18 protein-coding genes and 2 pseudogenes are annotated in these 22,042 nt (G+C 72.0%); 12 read left to right on the top strand and 8 right to left on the bottom strand.

Translation table 11 applies throughout. From position 1 onward, the window contains the following. The first annotated feature begins 48 nt into the window (after positions 1-48). The 5 genes from EDD92_RS07450 to EDD92_RS07430 are packed head-to-tail and all read left to right on the top strand — an operon-like array spanning position 49 to position 7,268. Positions 49-909 (top strand): bifunctional methylenetetrahydrofolate dehydrogenase/methenyltetrahydrofolate cyclohydrolase, encoded by an 861-nt coding sequence (locus EDD92_RS07450; RefSeq protein ID WP_123963570.1) that lies wholly within the window; start codon positions 49-51, stop codon positions 907-909. Next, positions 906-2,192, top strand: a complete 1,287-nt coding sequence (gene glyA / locus EDD92_RS07445) for a serine hydroxymethyltransferase (RefSeq protein ID WP_123963569.1) — start codon at positions 906-908, stop codon at positions 2,190-2,192. The genes EDD92_RS07450 and glyA overlap by 4 nt, the downstream gene beginning before the upstream one ends. Then, positions 2,189-3,421, top strand: a complete 1,233-nt coding sequence (locus EDD92_RS07440) for a sarcosine oxidase subunit beta family protein (protein ID WP_123963568.1) — start codon at positions 2,189-2,191, stop codon at positions 3,419-3,421. Before glyA ends, EDD92_RS07440 begins: the two co-directional genes overlap by 4 nt. A gap of 12 nt (positions 3,422-3,433) precedes the next feature. Then, a complete protein-coding gene (locus EDD92_RS07435; RefSeq protein WP_123963567.1) occupies positions 3,434-6,673 on the top strand; it encodes a sarcosine oxidase subunit alpha family protein in 3,240 nt (1,079 codons plus the stop codon). After that, entirely contained in the window at positions 6,666-7,268 is a 603-nt protein-coding gene (locus EDD92_RS07430; RefSeq protein ID WP_123963566.1) for a sarcosine oxidase subunit gamma, read from the top strand. The genes EDD92_RS07435 and EDD92_RS07430 overlap by 8 nt, the downstream gene beginning before the upstream one ends. 86 nt (positions 7,269-7,354) lie before the next feature. Here the strand turns inward: EDD92_RS07430 and EDD92_RS07425 are convergent. Further along, positions 7,355-7,600 (bottom strand): annotated as a pseudogene (locus EDD92_RS07425) (DNA-binding response regulator); the annotation flags it as partial. Positions 7,601-7,607: 7 nt separating this feature from the next. On the opposite strand from EDD92_RS07425, the gene EDD92_RS07420 reads away from it, so the two are divergent. Further along, positions 7,608-7,706: a DUF418 domain-containing protein gene (locus EDD92_RS07420; RefSeq protein WP_311736760.1), complete on the top strand. Its 99-nt coding sequence runs from the start codon at positions 7,608-7,610 to the stop codon at positions 7,704-7,706. 45 nt (positions 7,707-7,751) lie between these two features. Here the strand turns inward: EDD92_RS07420 and EDD92_RS07415 are convergent, their stop codons facing one another. The 3 genes from EDD92_RS07415 to EDD92_RS07405 form a co-directional block, all read right to left on the bottom strand. Further along, complete coding sequence (locus tag EDD92_RS07415) at positions 7,752-9,128, bottom strand: alpha-lytic protease prodomain-containing protein (protein ID WP_123963565.1); 1,377 nt, start codon at positions 9,126-9,128, stop codon at positions 7,752-7,754. A 218-nt stretch (positions 9,129-9,346) separates the two neighbouring features. Further along, on the bottom strand, positions 9,347-10,579 hold the full coding sequence (locus EDD92_RS07410) for a PP2C family protein-serine/threonine phosphatase (protein WP_123963564.1): 1,233 nt from the start codon (positions 10,577-10,579) through the stop codon (positions 9,347-9,349). Positions 10,580-10,678: 99 nt separating this feature from the next. Beyond that, positions 10,679-11,053, bottom strand: coding sequence for a hypothetical protein (locus EDD92_RS07405; protein WP_399182168.1), 375 nt, complete (start codon positions 11,051-11,053; stop codon positions 10,679-10,681). A gap of 24 nt (positions 11,054-11,077) precedes the next feature. On the opposite strand from EDD92_RS07405, the pseudogene EDD92_RS07400 reads away from it, so the two are divergent. From EDD92_RS07400 to EDD92_RS07390, 3 genes and pseudogenes are all read left to right on the top strand, one after another. Continuing rightward, a pseudogene (locus tag EDD92_RS07400) lies at positions 11,078-11,422 on the top strand (MerR family transcriptional regulator); the annotation flags it as partial. Positions 11,423-11,483: 61 nt separating this feature from the next. Further along, a complete protein-coding gene (locus EDD92_RS07395; protein ID WP_123963563.1) occupies positions 11,484-12,134 on the top strand; it encodes a DUF6629 family protein in 651 nt (216 codons plus the stop codon). Between the two features lie 159 nt (positions 12,135-12,293). Next, the gene (locus EDD92_RS07390; protein ID WP_123963562.1) at positions 12,294-13,217 is read left to right on the top strand and encodes an RNA polymerase sigma-70 factor; all 924 of its coding nucleotides are present in this window, start codon (positions 12,294-12,296) and stop codon (positions 13,215-13,217) included. A 91-nt stretch (positions 13,218-13,308) separates the two neighbouring features. On the opposite strand, the gene EDD92_RS07385 is transcribed toward EDD92_RS07390, so the two are convergent. Then, positions 13,309-13,563, bottom strand: a complete 255-nt coding sequence (locus tag EDD92_RS07385; RefSeq protein WP_123963561.1) for an EF-hand domain-containing protein — start codon at positions 13,561-13,563, stop codon at positions 13,309-13,311. 69 nt (positions 13,564-13,632) lie between these two features. Continuing rightward, positions 13,633-15,699 (bottom strand): SpoIIE family protein phosphatase, encoded by a 2,067-nt coding sequence (locus tag EDD92_RS07380; RefSeq protein ID WP_123963560.1) that lies wholly within the window; start codon positions 15,697-15,699, stop codon positions 13,633-13,635. Between the two features lie 201 nt (positions 15,700-15,900). On the opposite strand from EDD92_RS07380, the gene EDD92_RS07375 reads away from it, so the two are divergent. The 3 genes from EDD92_RS07375 (at position 15,901) to folP (ending at position 20,179) form a co-directional block, all read left to right on the top strand. Beyond that, a complete protein-coding gene (locus EDD92_RS07375) occupies positions 15,901-18,372 on the top strand; it encodes a SpoIIE family protein phosphatase (RefSeq protein WP_399182164.1) in 2,472 nt (823 codons plus the stop codon). A gap of 159 nt (positions 18,373-18,531) precedes the next feature. Further along, positions 18,532-18,912, top strand: coding sequence for a bifunctional 3-phenylpropionate/cinnamic acid dioxygenase ferredoxin subunit (locus EDD92_RS07370; RefSeq protein ID WP_123963558.1), 381 nt, complete (start codon positions 18,532-18,534; stop codon positions 18,910-18,912). Between the two features lie 364 nt (positions 18,913-19,276). Beyond that, positions 19,277-20,179 carry a dihydropteroate synthase gene (folP, locus tag EDD92_RS07365; protein ID WP_399182160.1) on the top strand — a complete coding sequence of 301 codons (903 nt, stop codon included), beginning with the start codon at positions 19,277-19,279 and terminating at the stop codon, positions 20,177-20,179. Between the two features lie 107 nt (positions 20,180-20,286). Here the strand turns inward: folP and EDD92_RS07360 are convergent, their stop codons facing one another. Together EDD92_RS07360 and purU are read right to left on the bottom strand one after the other, a co-directional pair. Then, positions 20,287-21,084, bottom strand: a complete 798-nt coding sequence (locus tag EDD92_RS07360) for an IclR family transcriptional regulator (RefSeq protein ID WP_123963557.1) — start codon at positions 21,082-21,084, stop codon at positions 20,287-20,289. Positions 21,085-21,114: 30 nt separating this feature from the next. Beyond that, positions 21,115-21,987 carry a formyltetrahydrofolate deformylase gene (gene purU / locus EDD92_RS07355; RefSeq protein WP_123963556.1) on the bottom strand — a complete coding sequence of 291 codons (873 nt, stop codon included), beginning with the start codon at positions 21,985-21,987 and terminating at the stop codon, positions 21,115-21,117. Positions 21,988-22,042: the final 55 nt, after the last annotated feature.

Here is a 22,042-nt window from a genome sequence, read left to right as displayed (position 1 = left end):
CGCGCCCCTACGGAAGCTGCAGTTCCCCTATGCGAAGGAGTGCCCTCGGTGACCGCAGAACTGCTCGACGGCAAAGCGACCGCTGCCGCCATCCGCCGCGAACTGGCCGAGCGTGTCGCCAAGTTGACCGCGACCGGTGGGCGGCCGCCGGGCCTTGGCACCGTCCTCGTCGGGGACGATCCCGGCAGTCATGCCTACGTCGGCGGGAAGCACCGGGACTGTGCGCAGGTCGGGATCGCCTCCATCCGCCGTGATCTGCCCGCGGACGCGACCCAGGAGCAGGTCGAGGACGTCATCGACGAACTCAACGCCGATCCGGCCTGCACCGGCTACATCGTCCAGCTCCCGCTGCCGGGGCACCTGGACGCCAACGCCGTGCTGGCCCGTATGGACCCGGCCAAGGACGCCGACGGACTGCATCCCGTCAACCTCGGCCGGCTCGTCCTGGGCACCGAGGCGCCGCTGCCCTGCACCCCGCGCGGCATCGTCGAACTGCTCCGCCGCTACGAGGTGCCCCTCGCGGGCGCCCGGGTGTGCGTGATCGGACGCGGGATCACGGTCGGACGGCCCATCGGCCTGCTCCTCACCCGCCGTTCCGAGAACGCCACCGTCACCCTTTGCCACACCGGCACCAAGGGCCTGTCCTGGCATGTGCGCGAGGCGGACATCGTCATCGCTGCGGCCGGGTCGCCCGGACTGATCACCAAGGACATGCTGCGCCCCGGCGCGGCCGTCCTGGACGTCGGCATCACCCGCACCGAGAACGGGCTGGTCGGCGACATCCACCCGGAGGCCGCCGAGGTCGCCGGCTGGCTCGCGCCGATGCCCGGGGGAGTGGGCCCCATGACCCGCGCGATGTTGCTGGCCAACGTCGTCGAGGCCGCCGAGAGGAACGCGAACGCCGTATGAACGCGCTGAACACCCCGCTGGCGGAGCTGGACCCCGAGGTCCACGAAGCCCTCGCCGCCGAACTGCACCGCCAGCAGTCCACCCTCGAGATGATCGCCTCCGAGAACTTCGCCCCCACCGCCGTGATGGAGGCCCAGGGCTCGGTCGCCACCAACAAGTACGCCGAGGGCTACCCCGGCCGCCGCTACTACGGCGGCTGCGAACACGTCGACGTCACCGAGCGGCTGGCGATCGAGCGGATCAAGTCCCTCTTCGGGGCCGGTTACGCCAACGTCCAGCCGCACTCCGGCGCCCAGGCCAACACCGCGGTGTTCTTCGCGCTGCTGCAGCCCGGCGACACGATCCTCGGCCTGGACCTCGCGCACGGCGGCCACCTCACGCACGGCATGCGCATCAACTACAGCGGCAAGATGCTGAACGTGGTGCCGTACCACGTGTCCGAGACCGACAACCTGATCGACATGGACGAGGTCGAGCAGCTCGCCAAGGAACACCGCCCCAAGATGATCATCGCGGGCTGGTCGGCCTACCCCAGGCAGCTGGACTTCGCGGCGTTCCGCCGGATCGCTGACGAGGTCGGCGCGCTGCTGATGGTCGACATGGCGCACTTCGCCGGACTGGTGGCGGCCGGACTGCACCCGAACCCGGTCCCGCACGCCCACGTCACCACCACGACCACCCACAAGACGCTCGGCGGCCCGCGCGGCGGAGTCATCCTCACCAACGAGGCCGACCTCGCCAAGAAGATCAACTCGGCGGTGTTCCCCGGCATGCAGGGCGGCCCCCTGGAGCACGTCATCGCCGCGAAGGCGGTGTCCTTCAAGGTTGCCGCGTCCCCGGAGTTCGCCGAACGCCAGGCCCGCACGCTGGCCGGCTCCCGCATCCTGGCCGAGCGTCTCACGCAGGCGGATGCGGCGGCAGCCGGGGTGAAGGTCCTGACGGGCGGCACGGACGTCCACCTGGTCCTGGTGGACCTGCGGGAATCGTCGCTGGACGGCCGCCAGGCGGAGGACCTCCTCCACGAGATCGGCATCACCGTCAACCGCAACGCCGTCCCCTTCGACCCCCGCCCGCCGATGGTCACCTCGGGCCTGCGCATCGGCACCCCGGCGCTGGCCACCCGCGGCTTCACGGAGGAGGACTTCACAGAGGTCGCCGACGTGATAGCCCTGGCCCTCCAGCCGGAGCCCGACATCGCGGCCCTGCGCGCCCGCACCGAGGCCCTGGCCGCCAAGCACCCGCTCTACCCGCACCTTTCCGGTACTTCAGGAGACGCCCGATGAGCCCCACCACCCCCGGCGCCGACCTCCCCGACCACCCGGACTTCCTCTGGCGCAACCCCGCGCCGAAGCCGTCGTACGACGTCGTGATCGTGGGCGGCGGCGGCCACGGCCTGGCCACCGCCCACTACCTGGCCAAGAACCACGGCATCACCAACGTCGCCGTGCTGGAGAAGGGCTGGCTGGCGGGCGGCAACATGGCCCGCAACACCACGATCATCCGCTCCAACTACCTGTGGGACGAGAGCGCCGGCATCTACGAGCACGCCCTCAAACTGTGGGAGGGCCTCGACGAGGAGCTGGACTACCCGATCCTCTTCTCCCAGCGCGGTGTCCTCAACCTCGCCCACAGCCTCCAGGACGTCCGCGACAGCGTCCGCCGCGTCGAGGCGAACCGCCTCAACGGCGTCGACGCGGAGTGGCTCGACGCCGAGCAGGTCAAAGAGGTCTGCCCGATCGTCAACATCTCACCCGAGGTGCGTTACCCGGTCCTCGGCGGCACCTACCAGCCTCGCGCCGGCATCGCCAAGCACGACTACGTGGCCTGGGGCTTCGCCCGCTCCGCGGACGCGGCCGGTATCGACATCATCCAGAACTGCGAGGTCACCGGCCTGGACGTGGTCGGCGGCCGAGTGGTCGGGGTCCAGACCAACCTGGGCCCGATCGCGGCCGGCAAGGTGGCCCTCTGCTCGGCGGGCCACACCTCGGTCCTCGCCGCCATGGCCGGCATCGACCTCCCGGTCCAGAGCCATCCACTCCAGGCTCTGGTCTCGGAGCTCCTGGAGCCGGTGCACCCCACCGTCGTCATGTCCAACGCCGTCCACGTGTACGTCAGCCAGGCGCACAAGGGCGAGCTGGTGATGGGCGCGGGCATCGACGCGTACAACTCCTACACCCAGCGCGGCGCCTTCCACATCATCGAGGACCAGATGGCGGCGGCCCTGGAGCTCTTCCCGGTCTTCGCCCGCGCCCACGTCCTGCGCACCTGGGGAGGCATCGTCGACGTCAGCCCCGACGCCTCGCCGATCGTCGGCCTCAGCCCCGTCGACAACCTTTACCTCAACTGCGGCTGGGGAACCGGCGGGTTCAAGGCCACCCCGGGCGTCGGCTGGGTCTACGCCCACACCATCGCCCACGACACGCCTCACCACCTCAACGCCCCCTTCTCGCTCGACCGTTTCACCACCGGCGCGCTCGTCGACGAGCACGGCGCTGCCGCGGTGGCCCACTAGGGAGCCCGAACCATGCTTTTGATCCCATGCCCGTGGTGCGGGCCCCGCGACGAGGCCGAGTTCCACTACGGCGGCCAGGCCCACGTCCCTTACCCGGAGGACCCGTCGTCCCTGACCGACGACGAGTGGGCCAAGTACCTCTTCTTCCGCGACAACCCCAAGGGCCCCTTCGCCGAACGCTGGAGCCACTCGGCGGGCTGCCGCCGCTGGTTCAACGCGGTCCGGGACACGTCGACGAACGAGATCCTGGCGGTGTACCGGGCGGGGGAGGAACGTCCGGCGACTGTCGAGCCCCGGCCGGCGCATCCAGCCCGTCCGGCGTTTGAGGACGAGGCCGTTCAGACCGAAGGGGGGCCTGGGGGCGCAGCCCCCAGCGGGGTCGAAGGGGCGGAGCCCCTTCAGGACGGGACGGGTAGGGGCGGCGGGGGCGAGACTCTCCCGTTCCGCCACCCCACCCGCGGCCGAATCGACCGCGACATCCCCCTCACCTTCACCTTCGACGGCATCGAATACCAGGGCCACCGAGGCGACACCCTCGCCTCCGCCCTCCTGGCCAACGGCGTGATCCAGGCGTCGACCAGCATCAAACTCGGCCGCCCCCGCGGCATCTTCTCGGCAGGCGTCGAAGAACCCAACGCCGTCATCCAGATCGAGGAGCCCTTCCCCGAGCCGATGCTCCCGGCCACCACCGTCGAGCTCTACGACGGCCTGGTAGCCACCAGCCTCCCCGGCCAGGGCCGCCTCGCCACCCAACCGGACCCCGCCCGCTACGACGCCGTACACACCCACTGCGACCTGCTGATCGTCGGCGCCGGCCCGGCCGGCCTCGCGGCGGCAGCGGCCGCGGCGAGAAGCGGCGCCCGCGTCATCCTCGCCGACGACCGGCCCGAGCTCGGCGGCAGCCTCCTCGGCACCGGCGAACTACTCGACTGGGCAGCCGAGTCGGGCGCCCAGCTGGAGGCCGCCCCCGAGGTCCGCGTGCTGCGCCGTACCACCGTCTTCGGGTACTACGACGACAACCACCTCCTCGCCGTGGAGCGCCGCACCAACCACCTCGGCGCCCAGGCCCCTCAGAACGTCTCCCGTGAGCGCGTCCACCGCATCCGCGCCCGCCGCGTCGTCCTCGCCACCGGCGCCCACGAGCGCTCGCTGGCCTTCGCGGACAACGACCGGCCCGGCATCATGCTGGCCACCTCGGCCCGCACCCACCTGCACCGCCACGGCGTCCTGCCCGGCCGTCACGCGGTCGTGTTCACCACCAACGACAGCGCCTACGCGGCCGCACTGGACCTCGCCGCGGCGGGCGTCCGGATCGCGGCGATCGTCGACACCCGCCCCGCACCGGGCGAGTGGGCGGACCGCGCCCGCGCGGCGGGCATCGAGGTGCTCGCCGGGTACGCGGTGACCGGCACGGAGGGCGAGGCGCGGCTGACCGCCGTGAGCGTGGCGCCGTTCGGAGAGACCGCGGCACGGCGGGAGTTCGCCGCCGACCTGCTGCTGGTCTCCGGCGGCTGGAACCCGGTGGCGCACCTGTTCAGCCAGGCGGGCGGCAAGCTCCGCTACGACGAGGCGCTGGGCACCTTCGTGCCCGACGTCGTCCGTCAGGCCGTCGAGGTCGCGGGCAGCGCGAACGGCATCTTCGACCTGGCCGCCGTGCTCGCCCAGGGTGCCGCCGCCGGTGCCCGCGCGATCGAGGCCGAGGGCTACACCCCGGACGTCCCGGAGCTCCCGGCCGTGCCCGCCCAGCCGCAGCCCACGCCTCCCATGCAGGTCTTCACCGTCCCCGGCCGCGAGGGCGCCCCCCGCTTCGTGGACCTCCAGCGGGACGTCACCATCGACGACCTGGCCCGCGCCACCGGCGCCGGTATGCACTCGGTCGAGCACACCAAGCGCTACACCACGGCCGGCACCGCCAACGACCAGGGCAAGACCTCCGGCGTCCTGGCCAGCGGCGTGGTCGCCGACCTGCTCGGTGTGGACATCTCCGCGCTCGGCACGACCACCTTCCGGCCGCCCTACACGCCCGTCTCCTTCGCGGCCCTCGCCGGCCGGGACCGGGGGGTGCTGAGCGACCCGGTCCGCACCACCGCCCTGCACGGATGGCACGTCGAACACGGCGCGCTGTTCGAGAACGTCGGCCAGTGGAAGCGCCCCTGGTACTACCCGCAGGACGGCGAGGACATGGAAGTGGCCGTGCTGCGCGAGTGCGCCGCCGCCCGCGAGAGCGTCGCCTTCATGGACGCCTCCACCCTCGGCAAGATCGACGTACAGGGCCCGGACGCCGGCGTCTTCCTCGACCTGCTCTACACCAACATGATGAGCACCCTGAAGGTCGGCATGATCCGCTACGGCGTGATGTGCAAGCCCGACGGCATGGTCTTCGACGACGGCACGGTCATCCGCCTCGCCCCCGACCGCTTCCTGGTCACCACGACCACGGGCAACGCGGCGACCGTACTGGACTGGATGGAGGAGTGGCTGCAGACCGAGTGGCCGGAGCTGAAGGTCCACTGCACGTCGGTCACCGAGCAGTGGGCCACGGTCGCCCTGGTCGGCCCGAAGTCGCGCGCGGTCCTCGGCTCGCTCGCTCCCCAACTGGCCGTCTCCAACGACGACTTCCCGTTCATGGCCTGGCGGGAGACGACCGTCGCGGGCATCGAGGCGCGCGTCTGCCGGATCAGCTTCTCCGGTGAACTCGCCTACGAGATCAATGTGTCGCCGTGGGAGGCGCTCGCTCTGTGGGAGGCGCTGTACGAGACCGGTGCCCCGTACGGCATCACCCCGTACGGCACCGAGACCATGCACGTCCTGCGCGCCGAGAAGGGCTACCCGATCATCGGCCAGGACACCGACGGCACGATCACTCCGCACGACCTCGGCATGAGCTGGGCGGTGTCGAAGAAGAAGCCGGACTTCATCGGCAAGCGCTCCTTCGCCCGCGCCGACACCGTCCGCCCCGACCGCAAGCACCTGGTCGGCCTGCTCCCGGAGGACCCCGGCACCTTCCTCCCGGAGGGCACCCAGCTGGTCGCCGACAGCGAACTGCCCGCGCCACCCGTCCCGATGCTCGGCCACGTCACCTCCAGCTACCGCAGCGCCGCCCTCGGCCGCACCTTCGCGCTGGCCCTGATCAAGGGCGGCCGGGAGCGCATCGGCGAGCGGCTGTACGCCCCCGTGGGCAACCGGCTGGTCCCGGTGACCGTCGCCGGCCCCGTCCTCTACGACCCCGAGGGAGCCCGCCGCGATGGCTGACACCGCAATCACCGCCCCGCCCCGCAGCCCCCTGGCGCAGTACGCCGATCGCCTGGCCGCCGCGACCCGCACCTCCCAGGGGGCGGTCCGGCTCGCCGAACTCCCCTTCCTGGCCCAGGTGAACGTCCGCCTCGACGCCAAGGGAGGCGCGGCCGACGCCGTCGGGCTCGCCCTGGGGGTGCAGCTGCCGCTCGAACCCAACACGGCCATTCACGCGGGCGAGTTGACCGCACTGTGGCTCGGCCCGGACGAATGGCTGGTGGTGGGCCCGCCGGGCAGCGAGCGGGACCTGGAGAGCCGGATCCGGGCGGCCGTCGGGGAGGAGCCCGTCTCCGTCACCGACGTCTCCGCCCAGCGCACCACCCTCCTCGTCTCCGGCCCCAGCGCCCGCGACCTGCTGGCCCACGGCTGCGCGCTGGACCTGCACCCGCGTGCCTTCGGCGCCGGCCGCTGCGCCCAGACGACGCTGGGCCGCACGCAGGTCGTCCTGGTCGCCAGGGACGAACCCGGGGCCGGATTCTGGGTACTGGTCCGTTCGTCCTTCGCCGGCTACCTGACGGACTGGCTGCTGGACGCGGCGACCGAATACATCTGAATACGCCGCAGGTGTTGACGGGCGCGGTGCGTCACCGCTCGCTCGATGTGGCCTCCGCCCTCCGCGGCGGAGGCCACGCCCGAGTGTCCTGCACCGGCCCCGAGGCAGGCCTCCCGCCGGGCGGCCTTCGGTGACATGACGACCCCGCCGGGGTCCAACGTCTGTACCAGCTGTGCGAGTTGATCGGGCTCGGTGTCCTTGAGCAGGAAGTCGGCCGCGCCGGTCCGCAGCGCGGTGACGATGTACTCGTCGGCGTCGAACGCGCGGGGCCTCCGGATGTCGAGCAGGACGACGCCCGGGCGCTCCCGCCGGGATGTGCTGCTCGGCTTCATCGTCGCCGTGACCGTGTTCGCGATGCTGTGGGCCCGGTTGTTCCGGCGCGGCCCGCTGGAGTGGCTGCTGGGCAAGGCGACCAGGGCCGCGGAACTCGTCCGCTGAGCGGGCGGTGCGGGGGCCGCGCCCCCGCACCGGGGCCCTTACCCGCTACACCCGCTGCCACAGGGCCGGAGTGCCCTCCGGCGACCAGGCACCCTGCGCCTGGTGGGTCTGCAGGCACTGGTAGCGCACGCCCGCAACGGTCACCGTGGCGCCGACCTCGTAGACCCGGCCGGCGGCCCATGCGGTCGCCGTGCCGGCGCCCTGCGGGGCGGGCGGACCGGTCTGCACGGACGCGGTCTTCAGGGTGAGGCCGAAGGTGCTGAGGATCGGGTTGACCGGCTGGTAGAAGGTGGTTCCGCCGGTCGTGCAGTCGCCGGAGCCGCCGGAGGTGACGCCCTGCGCCTGGGCGCCGGAGAGGAACGGGCCGCCGGAGTCACCCGGTTCGCTGCACACCGTGGTCCGGGTGAGGCCGTCGACGGTGCCCTGGGCGTAGTCGACCGACGTGTTGTGCTGCTGGATGGTGCCGCAGTGCCATCCGCTGGTGGAGCCGGAGCGGCAGACCGACGCCCCGACGAGCCCCTGGACCGACCCGGCGACCTGCGTGTTCCTGCCGCCCGACCCCTTGACCTCGGCCGTCGCGGTCCAGCTGCTGTTGACGGCCACCCAGGACATGTCCTTGCCCGGGAACGTGGACCCCTGGAACGTGCCCTGGTCTGCCTTGTTGTAGCCGGTGGTCTTGTCACCTGCCTTGCCGCAGTGGCCCGCGCTGACGAAGCCCTGCTGCTGGCTCTTGGTGATGGAGAAGCCGATGGAGCAGCGGGCGGCGTTGTTGATGTAGTAGGCCTCGCCGCCTACGAGGTCCGCCATCAGCCGAGGCCGGTCCTTCGTGATCCGGACCGCCACGCCCCGGTCCTCCACCCCGGCGGCCTTGAGGAAGGCGGCGGCCGCCGACTGCCTCGTCGCCTCGACGACGACCCGGTTCGCCGGCACGTCGACGTACCAGACCGGGGTGTCGTGCGTCTTCACGCGGACGGCGGCCGCGTCCAGCTTCGCCTTGACGGCCTCGAGGGCGCTGAGCGGCGCCTTGACGACCACGGCCTTGGCGCCCTGCGCCTTGATGGCGGGCACGTCCTCCGCATGGGTGGTCGCGACGGTGAGCTCGGCGGAGGTCTTCCCGCTCACCCAGGCTCCGGCGAAGTGCCCGCCGAGGGCGTTGTGCAGCCGGCCCGCACGGGTGCCCGCCTCCTCCTCGTTGACCAGCCGGGTGGCCGCCTGCGCCCGCGTCAGATGCAGGTCGCGCGCCATCGCGCTCAGGATCTGCGCGGACGGTTTGTCGGCGCCGAGGGTCCGGGCCGCGGAGGGCAGGGGCCCCGGCGCGGGCGGCGGGGCGGCCGCCGCGACCGCGGGGATCCCGGTGAGGACGAGGGTGCCGAGTGTGGCCAGGGCGGCGCGGTGCCTGCCCGCTGCATGTCTGCCGACCATGCGGTGTACCTCCTGCTGAGTACGGGGGAGACTGAGGCGAATCCGTAGGCGGCCTTGCCGCAATGGCCCGGAACGATGTCAAAGGCGAGGGTCTTTCGCGCTTTGGGGGACGCCTGGGGTGCCATGTGCAGTACGACGGGCATGGGTGAGCGCCGGTCGGCGTCAGTGCGAAAGCGACCGTCTCGGCAGGAACGCTTCGTGGCGGGCGGGCCCGTCGGCTACAGGCCGACGACGACCAGCGCCGTGTCGTCGGTGTTGCCCGTGGCGGGGAGAAGGTCGGCCAGCAGGGCGTCGGCCAGGGCCTCGGGAGCGGTCCGCCGGTGGCGGGCCAGGCAGTCGGCGAGGCGGCCCAGGCCGGTGTCGATGTCCTCGCTACGGCGCTCGATCAGACCGTCGGTGTACAGCACGAGGGTGTCGCCCGCCGCGAAGGCCACACGGGCTTGCGGCCGGGCGACGCGGCCGGGGCGCGCGTCGATCGGCGGGTCGGTGGCCTGGTCCAGGAAGGACACGGTGCCGTCGGGGTGCAGTACGGCGGGCGGCGGATGGCCGGCACAGCTGTAGGTGATGCTGCGCCCGCCCCAGTCGATGAAGGTCGTCGCCACCGTGGCGGACTCGGCTCCGTCGACGGAGCACGCGTACATGTCGAGGGCCTCCAGGGCCTGCGCCGGTCCGTCGGCGACCTGGGTGGCCGCGCTCAGCGCGCTGTGCAGCTGCCCCATGGCGCAGGCCGCCGCCAGACCGTGGCCGACGACATCGCCGACCGCGACCGCCATACGGTCGTCCGGCAGGTCCACCAGGTCGTACCAGTCGCCGCACACGTTCAGGTCACCGATGGCGGGCCGGTAGCGCACCGCCGCCCGATGAGGACCGAGATGTCTCGGGGTGGGCATCATCGCCGTCTGCAGGGCCAGAGCGACCTCACGCTCGTGGGCGTGGGCCCTGCGCAGCCGTTCGTTGACCTCCTGCAGCTCCCGGGCGCGGGTGTAGAGCTCGGCCTCCAGCACGCTTGCCCGGTCGCTGTCGGTCAGGCTGCCGCGGGCGCGCAGAAGTTCCGTGACCTCCTCCACCCGGTGCACGACCAGCACCACCTTCCCGTCCGGGCCGAGGACGGGCGCGTTGACCGGGCTCCAGAAGTGCTCCTGCCAGTGGCCGGGCCGCTGGGCGTCCTCGATGTCGTAGCGGAGCACCGCCATGGTGTCCCGCTCGCCCGTGGCCACCACGCGCAACATCGACTCCCGGGTCTCCCGCATGCCGGCCGCGGCCGGATCGTTCGGGTTCTCCGGAAAGACATCGAAGATGTAGCGGCCCAGCAGCTGCTCACGAGTGCGTCCGGCCAGCTGCGCGAAGTCGTCGTTGACGTCGACGTACACCAGCTCGGGCGTCAGCAGCGCCACCATGCCGGGCAGGGCCTGGAAGACCGCCGCGTAGTCGATCGGTTGCGGTTTCCTCATGTGCTGCCTGCCTTGGCGCCAACCATCAGTGTGTTCCCACGATAGAAGCGAATACGGCGGGCGGCCTGGGCTTGTGGTTCCTCGGACGTCAGTGCTGGTTCACAGCCGACCGTCAGCTGGGGGCTGTGTCCCGGTCTTCGTCCTCGCCGTCATGCGGGTCGCCGCGTCGTGGAGCAGCCGCGCGTGCAGCTCGAACATCGCCACCAGGTCGACGGCCTCACCGTTGATCTCCCGGTGCACGAACAGGTCGTCGGCGCCGGCGAGGGCGTAGCTGGTCAGGGTCTGTACGTCGGCCTCGGCCAGGTCCGGGAACAGTTCCCTGACCACATCGGCCGTCCTCTGCTGGGCGTCGCGGACCTGGAGGAACACCGTCCGGCCTCGTGGCTCCGTGGGGCGGCGCTCCAGGGCGAGCATCAGGCCGAGACGCAGGAAGTCGGGGACGTCGACCAGCGCCTTCGCGACGTTCGCCGCCATCGCAGTGACCCGCTCCAGCGTTTGGGCGGCACGTTCATCGGCCCGCTGGCGGGGAAGCTCGGGATCCGGCCCGCGACGCTGCGCAAGTGGGAGCATGCCGGGCTGGTGCGCCCGCGCCGCGACCCGCTGACCGGGTACCGCGTCTACGACGAGTCCGACGTGCGGGACGCCCGGCTGGCCCACCAGCTCAGACGGGGCGGCCATCTGCTGGAGCAGATCGCCCCGTTGATCGCCCAGGTGAGGGCGGCCGGCGGGCTGGAGCCACTGGAGGCCGCGCTGTCCGACTGGCGCAGCCGGCTGGCCGCCCGTGGGCGGGCGATGCTGACGGGTGCCGCCGAGTTGGAGGCGTACCTCCGCAAACGTGGCTGAGACTCCCGCGCCGCCGGGGGCACCGCTGGAATTGACGAGCGGTCGCCGCCAAGGTGGTGCCATGTGCTGGAGTGCGACAGCCGATCTCGTGGCGGGCGCCGGGATCACCTGCGTCGGTGTGGCCTGCGTGGCACGCGTGCACCGGACCGGCGATCTCCCTCTTGCGGCGCTGCCGTTGCTGCTCGGCGTCCATCAGCTGGTCGAGGCGCGGGTCTGGCAGGTGGGGGGCGGCACCGGACCGGCCACCGTCGCCTGGGCCGTGATCGCCCTGCCCCTGCTTGCGGTGTGGGTGCCGGCGGCCGTCCTGTGCGCCGTTCCGCGGGATGCCACAGCCCGGCTGTCGATTTCCGTGGCGTCCGGCGTCGCGACCGCGGGCGTGCTGGCGTACGCCATCGCCACCCGTCCCGTGCGGGCCGAGATCCGCGGGCACACCGTCGGCTACGTCATCGGGCTGCCGCATGCGGGCGTGCTCATCGCGGGCTATCTGCTGGCCACGGTCGGCGCGTTGCTGCTGTCCGGCGACCGCTGGCTGGTGGCGCTCGGCGTGCTGGCCGGGGTGGGCGCGCTGGTGTGCTGGGCGCTGTGGCGGCTGGAGTTCGTCTCGACCTGGTGCGCGTTCGCGGCGGCGTGCTCGGTGGTGGTGTTCGGGTGGGTGGGAGCCCGGCGGACGAAGTCTCGCGGCGCCGTTCGGCAGGCCTCCGACACGGTGTGAACCGCGCGCCGAGGGCGCTTCCGGGGCCGGGGAGACGCAGGTCACATTCGGCCATGTCACAGGGGTGGGGGCCGCCCCGTCTCAGAGGGTGTGGCCACTGACGACGGCAGAGGGGCACATCATGGACACGACATGGGAGCACGGGGGAAGGGGATCGGCGTGAGCAAGGTCGAGGAGTTCGAGGAGCTGCGGCCGCTGCTGTTCTCGATCGCCTACCGGATCCTGGGCAGCGTGAGTGAGGCCGAGGACGCGGTGCAGGAGGCATGGCTGCGGTTCGACGGCACGGCAACCCGGCCCGCGTCGACCAAGGCGTATCTGTCGGCCGTCGTGACCCGGATCTCGATCGATGTGCTGCGTTCCGCGCGGGTGCGGCGGGAGGAGTATGTCGGGCCGTGGTTTCCCGAGCCGCTGCTCAGCGATCCGTATCAGGATCCGGAGCGGTCGGTGGAGCTGGCCGACTCGGTGTCGATGGCGGCGCTGGTGCTGCTGGAGCGGCTGAGCCCGCTGGAGCGGGCGGTGTTCGTGCTGCGCGAGGTGTTCGCGTTCGGGTTCGACGACATCGCGGCGGCGGTGGGGCGTTCGGAGGCGGCATGCCGGCAGCTGCTGGTACGGGCGCGGCGGCACATGCAGGCCGGACGGCCCCGGTTCGCGGCGGACCGTGAGGACCGCGAGGAGCTGGCGACACGGTTCTTCGACGCGCTGAAGAACGGCGATGTCGGCGGGCTGCAGAACCTGCTGGCCGCCGACGTTCAGCTGGTCGGGGACGGCGGCGGCAAGGCCCCGCAGCTGGCCAGGGCGGTCATGGGCGCCGAGAACGTGGCCCGGCTGCTCGGCACGGTCTTCCCCTGGCTGATCCGGATCGACGTGACGTTCGAGCTGCACGAGGTCAACGGCCAGCCCGGCGCGATCTTCCGCGACCGGGACGGCAGGGTCCTGCAGACCATGGCCCTCGAGCTGCTCGACGGCCGGATCCAGACCATCCGCGCGGTGATCAACCCCGACAAGCTCGGCCACCTCGGCCCGGTCGGCGACGCCTGGGCCGTCGACCGCGAGGTGAAACAGGCCCGACGGCAGAGCAACTGACCTCGGCCGGGCGGCGCGTCGCTCCCGCTCGGCGGAGAGGCGGCCTGCCCGCTGATGACCTGGCCGTCTGCCGAAGCTGCGCCTGCCGGTGTCAGTGCCAGCCGAAGCGGCGGTCCACCAGGGCCGCGAACTCCTCCAGGGTCAGTACGGCGTCCCCGTTCTGGTCGGCGGCGTCGAAGAGGGCGGAGGAGGCGTCGGCGTCCCCCAGGGCCCAGAACGGCAGGTCTCCCGACGCGGCCAGGGTCGGACCCTTGGTCCGCAGGGCGATGATCACCTCATCGCGGGTCAGTGTTCCGCTGTGGTCGAGGTCGAGCGCCTCGAACAGCTTCCGTGCCTTGTCACTCATCTTGTCGCCCCCGTTCCTTTCACCCATGAGAACGCCTCTCCCGCCACCCGCGTTCCCCGCCGCGCCCGCCTAGAGGGCCCGGGCGACGAGCAGGGCGACGTCGTCGTGGTCGTCGGGGTGACGCAGGCCGTAGAGCAGGAGGTCGCAGGTTTCCTCCAGGGGGCGGTTGGGTTCGTCGAGGAAGCCGAGCAGGACGTCGAGACGGTCGTCGATGGAGTGGTGGCGGGTCTCGACGAGACCGTCGGTGTACAGGACCAGCAGGTCACCGGCGTCGAGCCGGGCGGTCGTTGTCTCGAAGGAGATGCCGCCGACGCCGAGCGGGGCGCCGGCGGGCAGGTGGAGCAGCTCGGGGGCGCGGCCGGGGCCGGCCAGGGCGGGCGGCATGTGGCCGGCGTTGGCGAACTGGCACTGCCGTGTGCGGGGGTCGTACACGGCGTAGAGACAGGTGACGATGTAGTGCTCCAGATCGCAGGTGATCTTGTCGAGGTGCTGGAGCACGGCGTCGGGGGCGAGGTCGAGGTCCGCGTAGGCGCAGGTGGCGGTGCGCAGCCGGCCCATGGTGGCGGCGGCGTCGATGCCGTTGCCCATGACGTCGCCGACGACCAGGGCGGTCCGGTCGTCGTCGAGGGGGATGACGTCGTACCAGTCGCCGCCGACCTCGCTGGTGGCCTGGGCCGGCTGGTAGCGGGAGGCGAGTTCGAGCCCCGCGTGCTCGGGCGGGTGGTCGGGCAGCAGGCTTCGCTGGAGGGTGAGCGCGGTGTTGCGCACGCTCTGGAACCAGCGCGCGTTGTCGATGGCCACGGCGGCGCGCCCGGCCAGCTCGCTCGCGAGGACGACGTCGTCCTCGTCGAAGGGGAGCGGGTTGGTGGTGCGCTTGAGGTCCAGGGCGCCGAGTATCTCGCCGTGCGCGATCAGCGGAACCGCGAGGTAGGAGTGGACGCCGGCCCGGGCCAGCAGCGAGCCGGCCTCGGCGTCCCGGGCGATGCGCGGTAGATCGCGGTCGCCGACGTGCCGCACCAGGACGGGCCGGCCGGTGTGCACGCACAGGGTGACCAGGCGGTCCCCCTCGTAGGCCGCGAGGCCGCCGGGCGGGTCGGCGGCGCGCAGCGCCACGGTCGGCTGGGCCGCCTTGAGCGCGAGGGCGCGGAAGAGCTCCGGGCCGTCGTCGGGTCTGCGTGAGCGGCGGCAGGCCAGCGCGGAGTCGAGGACGTCCACGGCGACCACGTCGGCGAGCTGCGGCACGGCGATCTCGGCCAGCTCGCGGGCGGTCTCCTCCACCTCCAGCGTGGTGCCCACGCGTACCGAGGCGTCGGCGATGAGGGCGAGGCGGCGCCGGGCCCGGTCGGCCTCGGCGGCCGCCCGGTGCCGTTCGGTGACGTCGACGACCGAGGCGGCCGCACCCAGCACCCGCCCGCCCGGGTCCTCCAGTCGGTAGAAGGACAGCGACCAGGCGTGTTCGTGGTCGGGGTCGGTCGGCGGGCGGCCGACGTGGTACTGGTCGAGCAGCGGGGTCCCGGTGGTGAGCACCTGCAGCAGCGCGCTCTCGATGGTGCCGACGTCGGGCAGCGGCATCGTCTCCCTCAGACGGCGGCCCACATGGTCCTCGGCGGGGATGCCGTCGATGCGCTCCAGCGCCGGGTTGACCAGGAGGTACCGCAGATCGGGGTCCAGCAGGGCGAGGCCGATCGGGGACTGGTTGATCAGCCGCTCGCACAGGGCCAGATCGGTCTCGACGCGCTGCAGCAGATTGTGGTCGGCGGCGATACCGAGGGCGTACACGTCCCCGAGATCGTCCTGGAGCCGCATGTTGCGGAACTCCATCACGCGGGTGCTGCCGTCCTTGTGCCGGATGGGGAAGGCACCCGCCCAGCTCCGGCCGGTCTCCAGCACCTCCGTGAACAGCTTGACCACCGACTTCAGATGCTCGGGGTGGATGAACAGCCGGGCCGCGTACTTGCCGAGCGCCTCCTGTGCGCTGTATCCGAACAGCTCCTCGGCCTGCGGGGTCCAGAACACGATGCGTCCGTCGGCGTCGACGACCGTCGCGGCCACGCTCAGGACATCCAGCAGTCCGGTCGGCGCGGGCGGCTCGAAATCGTGCGCAGCACTGTCGGACCGGAAGGATTCGGCTGTCATCCCGCAACCACCTCCACCGTTCGGCGGGATCCGCGGACCCCGGCCGGCATCACCGCCACCCGGGTTCCGACCAGCGGCACTTCCATGCTCCCTCCGGTCCGGGAAGGGCGGAAGCGCTGCGGGCAGGGCGGGGGCGCCCGCCAGGGCCGTGCACATCGGGCGGACTAGCAGGAACATGGTCCTGTAGAGGACGGCACCCGGATGGCACCCATGGATCCTGCGCGAGAAACATCCGAAGGGCCGGCGCCCTCGGGGCCGCGCGAACTCCTCGACGCGTCCACCGACGCGGCGGCGGTCGTGTCCGCGGCGGGCGTCGTGCTCGGCTGGACCCGGGGCGCCGAAGCACTGCTCGGCCACCCCGCGTCCGAGGTGGTCGGCGGCTCCGCCGCGCGCCTGGTGGCGATGCCCGCCGACCCGGTACGGGTGGCCCGTGTGGCGGAGCGGTGTCGTGGCGGTATGGGATGGAGCGGTCTCATCTCCGTACGCCACCGCGACGGCCGGACCCTCGATGCCGACCTGCGGGTCTCCGCGTCCTTCCGTATCGGCGAGGACGAGTGCTTCCTGATGTCGGCGCGGGAGCGGCGGGAGCAGTGGTCGATCGGCCAGTCCGTCCTCGACGGGTTCCTGACCCGTTCCCCGATCGGCATGGCGGTGATGGACCAGGAACTGCGCTATGTCTGGCTCAACGACACCCTGGAACGCTTCGGCGGAGTGCCCCGCGAGCAGCGGCTGGGACGCCGGCTGAGCGAACTGCTGCCCGGGCTGCAGGCGGCCGCCATCGAGGGGCTGATGCGCAAGGTCCTGGACACCGGAGTCCCGGTCACCGACTACGAGTACCTGGGCTGGAGCTGGGCCGACCCCCACCGCCAGCACGCCTACTCCACGTCCTTCTTCCCCCTGGTGGACGCCGACGACTCCGTCACCGGCGTCTGCTACATGGTCCAGGACGTCACCGAGCGGTGGACGGCCCGCCGGCTGCTGACGCTGGTCAACGAGGCAGGAACCTGCGTCGGCACGACGCTGGACGTGATGCGGACGGCTCAGGAGCTCGCCGACTTCGCCGTACCCCGCTTCGCGGACTTCGCCGTCGTGGACCTTCTGGAGCCCGTGCTCAGCACCGAAGGGCATGGCGCGTGGCTGACGGACGCCGGGCCGGCCTCCGTCGGACCGGTGATGCGCCGCGCCGGAATGAGCTCGGTGCGCGAGGGCTGCCCGGAGGCCGTGGCACGGGTCGGGGACAGGGCGGGCTTCCTGCCCCCCGCGCACGATGTGAACCTGCTCGTCGACGGCGAGCCGATCCTGGTGCCCGTCCTCGATCCGTCCGACGAGCGGTGGGTCGCCGAACAGCCCGAACGCGCGGAAAAGATAAGGGAGTTCGGGCTGCACTCCTTCATCGCCGTGCCGATGCGCGCACGGAACACCATCCTGGGCCTCACCACGTTCATGCGGTCGCTCAATCCCGTGCCGTTCCAGCCCGACGACGTGCTGCTGGCCCGGGAGCTGGTGGCGCGGGCGGCGCTGTGTGTCGACAACGCCCGCCGCTACACCCGGGAACACACCGCGGCGGTCACCCTGCAGCGCAGTCTGCTGCCGCAGGCCCTGACGGGCGGAACCGCGCTGGAGGTGGCCTCCGCCTATCTGCCGGCGGACCCGGCGGACGGCGTGGGCGGCGACTGGTTCGACGTGATCCAGCTGTCCGGGGGGCGGGTCGGCCTCGTGGTCGGCGACGTGGTGGGGCACGGCATCACCGCCGCGGCGACCATGGGACGGCTGCGCACCGCGGTGCAGACCCTCGCCGACATGGAACTGCCGCCCGACGAACTGCTCGCCCACCTCGACGACCTCGTGCTGCGGCTGAGCGCCGAGCGGACCGACGACGAGACGGCCCACCGCAGCAGCACCGCCTTCCTCGGGGCGACCTGCCTGTACGCCGTCTACGACCCGGTGACCCGGCGGTGCACGATGGCCCGCGCCGGGCACCCGCCGCCGGTTGTCGTGGCCCCCGACGGGCAGGTGTCCTTCCCGGAGCCGCCGGCCGGGCCGCCGCTCGGACTGGGCGGGATGGCGTTCGAAGCCGCCGAGATCGAACTCGCCGAGAACAGCCTGATCGGCCTCTACACCGACGGCCTCATCGAGGGCGCCGACGGCGACATGGAGCTGGGCATGTCCCGGCTCGGCGAGCTGCTGGCCCGCTCCGACACCGACCTCGACGTGCTGTGCACCTCCGCGGTACGGCGACTCGTGCCCGTGCCGCAGCCCGACGACATCGCCCTCCTCCTGGCGCGCACCCATGGCCTCGGCGCCGACCACGTCGTCTCGTGGCAGGTGCCGGTGGACCCGGCCGCCGTCGCCGACGTCCGCGCCAGCGCCACCCGCCAGGTGGCGGCCTGGGGGCTGGAGGACCTGGCCATGACGACGGAACTCGTCGTGAGCGAACTGGTCACCAACGCGATCCGCTACGCCGAACCCCCCATCCGGCTACGACTCATCCGTGACTCCCGCCTGACCTGTGAGGTCGCCGACGCCAGCAGCACGGCCCCCCGGCTGCGGCATGCCCGCAGCACGGACGAGGGCGGCCGCGGCCTCTTCCTGGTCGCCCAGCTGACCGATCGCTGGGGCGCCAGGTACACGCCCGACGGAAAGATCATCTGGGCCGAGCAGGAGATTTCCTGACGCGTGCGGCGGGACCTGCCGGCACGGGCGACTCCATGACAGCCGCGGGACGGCTCCTTGACGGCTGCCACCGGGCGACTCCTTGACAAGGGGTGAGGGCGACCCGAAACTGGCGTTGCGCGTCGCGCATCCAGTTTCGCAATACGCACCGAGGTGGTCATGAAGCTTCCCGCGTGCCGTCTCGCCGATCTGCCGCGAGGCGAGGCGTTCCGGCTCGAGTCCGACCCGGCGGTCGCCGTGTTCCACACCGAGGACGGCGAGCTCTACGCGATCGACGACACCTGCACCCACCAGGACGCCTCGCTCTCCGAGGGCTGGCTGGAGGGCTGCGAGGTGGAATGCCCGCTGCACGCCTCGAAGTTCGACCTGCGCACCGGCGCCGTCGACGCCCCACCGGCCCGGCTGCCCGTCCGCACCCACCAGGTCCTCGTCGAGGACGGCACGATCTACATCGAGCTGTCCGACGCTCCGCCGAATCTCCCACCCACGTGCGTCGCCGCCCGCCTCCGAGCGGCCGAGCCCGCGGGTGGGGCCGCGTGAGGACCGTGGCGACCGCCGTCGACGAGCCCTGTCGCTCCGGCGACAGGCGGCCGGACGTCGGGGCCGCCAAGCGCCCCGCGGGCTGGGCCGATGTGCGGCTCCGCCGCACGGCCGCGATCGGCCGTCGATCGTCCGCGGGACCGCGGCGGAGCCGCGTATCGACACAGCCCCGCGCCTTTGAGGGAGCTGTCGTATCGCTGTCGGCTTCGTTCGCTGTCGAGGAGTCCTGGCTGGCTGCGTCGGCGCGGTGGAGCCGCAGATCGATACAGGCCTGCGCCTTTCAGGGTGCTGCCGTAGCGCAGTCGGCGTTCCCGCGCCCGCGCGGGCCGGTGGCCGCCGAGGCGGCGCGGAAGGCCGGCTCCTCGTGACCGCCACGTTCCAGGCGACCGCCCCGCCGCGGCCGGGGACGCCGGAACTGCATCCGCAGGGGCTGCCGCGGCCCGGCCGGACGCTGGTCATGGGCGTTGTGAACGTCACCCCGGACTCGTTCTCCGACGGCGGGCTGTCGTTCGCCCCGGAGGCGGCCGTCGCGCACGGACTTGCGCTGCTCGATGAGGGGGCGGACATCGTCGACGTGGGCGGGGAGTCGACCCGTCCCGGCGCACAGCGGCCGACGCTCGAGGAGGAGCTGCGGCGCGTCCTGCCCGTCGTCGCAGAACTCGCCGCGGCGGGCGCCGTCGTCAGCGTCGACACCATGCGGGCCGAGGTCGCCGCCCGCGCGCTCGACGCGGGCGCACGGCTGATCAACGACGTCTCGGGCGGCCTGGCCGACCCCGCGATGCTGCCGACGATGGCCCGGGCCGACGCGCCGTACGTGCTGATGCACTGGCGCGGCCACGCCGCCGCAATGCAGGCGAACGCGGTCTACGGCGACGTCGTCACCGATGTGGTCGACGAACTGCGCCGGAGGATCCAGGCCGCACTGCAGGCGGGCATCCGGCCCGGCAGCCTGATAGTCGACCCCGGCCTGGGCTTCGCCAAGGAGGCGGAGCACAACTGGCAGCTGCTGGGCCGCCTCGGGGAAGTCCACGCGCTGGGGCACCCCGTCCTGGTGGGCGCATCACGCAAGTCGTTCCTGGGCCGTCTGCTGGCGGATCCGGCGACCGGTCAGCCCCGCCCGGCACAACTGCGCGACGCCGCAACCACCGCCGTGTCAGTACTCGCCGCCGCACAGGGCGCCTGGTGCCTACGGGTACACGACGTGACGTCGACACTCGACGCGGTAAGGGTGACGGCGCGCTGGGGCGCCGAGACGCCTGCCTTTTAGGGGCGCGGGGCCGTGTCGATTTGCGGCTCCGCTGCGTGGGCGCGACCAGTCACGACGATGCCGCAGACGACCGACGGCACTTCGCGGCACACCCGCGGAGCGAAGCCTCAGCCCAGGTACCCCATCCGATGGCTGATCTCCTCCGCCCCCTTGAGCAGTACCGGCGCCGACTCGTGCATGCGCTCCTCGGTGAACCGGTACGCAGGGCCGGAGGCGCTGAGCGCGGCGATGACCTCGCCGTCGCGGGAGCGGATCGGCGCCGCCATGGCGTGCAGTCCGATCTCGAGCTCCTCCAGCGTCACCGCGTATCCGCGCTCACGGGCCGCGGTGAGGTCCTTCTCCAGCTTCGCCCTCGCCGTCAGCGTGTGGGGCGTGAGCTTCTGCAGCCCGGATGTCGCGAGCACGTCGGCGCGCTCCTGAGGCGACAGATGGGCCAGCAGGATCTTGCCGCTGGACGTGGCGTGCACCGGGGTGAGCTGCCCGACCCAGTTGTGCGTGCCGACGGCGCCCGGCCCGCGGACCTGGTAGAGGTTGACGGCGTAATGCTCCTGCAGGACCGCGATGTTGACGGTCTCGCCGATCTCCTCGCTGAGCCGCTCGCACACCGGCCGGCCCTGCTGGGTGATGTCGAGCCGGCCGGTGACCGCGCCGGCCAGCCGCACGATCCCGAAGCCGAGCCGGTACTTGCCGCGCTCGGCCGTCTGCTCCACCAGACCGCGCGCCTCCAGCGCGCCGAGCAGGCGGAACGCGGTCGACTTGTGGACGTCGATCTCGCCGGCCACCTCGCTGACGCCCGCCTCGCCGCGCTGGGCGAGGATCTCCAGGACGCTGACGGCACGGTCGACGGACTGAACCCCGTTCACCGCTGGAGCTGCTGTTTCGCCGTCTGCCGTGAAGTTGCTCATGGCGCAACTATACGCATTTCGTGGCGGGCGTCAGCGGAAGACGACGGTGCAGTGCCCGTTGACCAGGACGCGGCTCTCGCTGTGCCACTGCACGGCCCGGGCGAGCACCTGCGCCTCGACGTCGCGGCCGATGGTGACGAGGTCGTCCGGGTCGCGCGAGTGGTCCACTCGGACCACGTCCTGCTCGATGATCGGGCCTTCGTCGAGGTCGGAGGTGACGTAGTGAGCCGTGGCCCCGACGAGCTTGACGCCCCGCCGGTACGCCTGGACGTAGGGTCGCGCGCCCTTGAAGCTCGGCAGGAAGGAGTGATGGATGTTGATGGCCCGTCCGTCGAGCTGCTTGCACAGGTCGTCGGAGAGGATCTGCATGTAGCGGGCGAGGACCACGAGGTCGATGTCGAGTTCGTCGACGAGGTGCAGCAGTTGTGCCTCCGCCTCCGCCTTGGTCTCCTTCGTCACCGGGATGTGGTGGAAGGGGATGCCGTAGCTCTGTGCCAGCGGCTCGAACTCGCGGTGGTTGGAGACGATCGCCGGGATCTCGATGTTGAGCGCGCCCGTGGACTTGCGGAAGAGCAGGTCGTTCAGGCAGTGGCCGAACTTCGACACCATGATCAGGGTGCGGGTCGGGGTGGCGGCGTCGTGCAGCTGCCAGCTGATCCGGTACGCCTCGGCGACCGGGCCGAAGCCGGCGCGCAGTACTTCCAGTGAGACGTCCGGGTCGGAGACGTCGAAGTGCACCCGCATGAAGAAGCGGTCCTGCAGCCGGTCGTCGAACTGCCGGCTCTCCAGGATGTTGCCGGAGTGGCTCACGAGAAACGTCGTCACGGCGTGGACCAGGCCGGCCTGGTCGGGGCAGGAGAGGGTGAGGACGAACTCGTGGCCGGGCTGCGGTCGAGGAGACATTGACATCCTCCGTTGGTGCATATTGCGCAACATGGTGAGTGATACGCAACATGGT

The sequence above is a fragment of the Streptomyces sp. TLI_185 genome, assembly GCF_003814765.1.
In the GTDB taxonomy this organism is placed as follows: Bacteria; Actinomycetota; Actinomycetes; order Streptomycetales; family Streptomycetaceae; genus Streptomyces.
The sequence above is the reverse complement of the archived record's forward strand: the minus strand, read 5'-3'. Positions and strand labels throughout refer to the sequence as shown.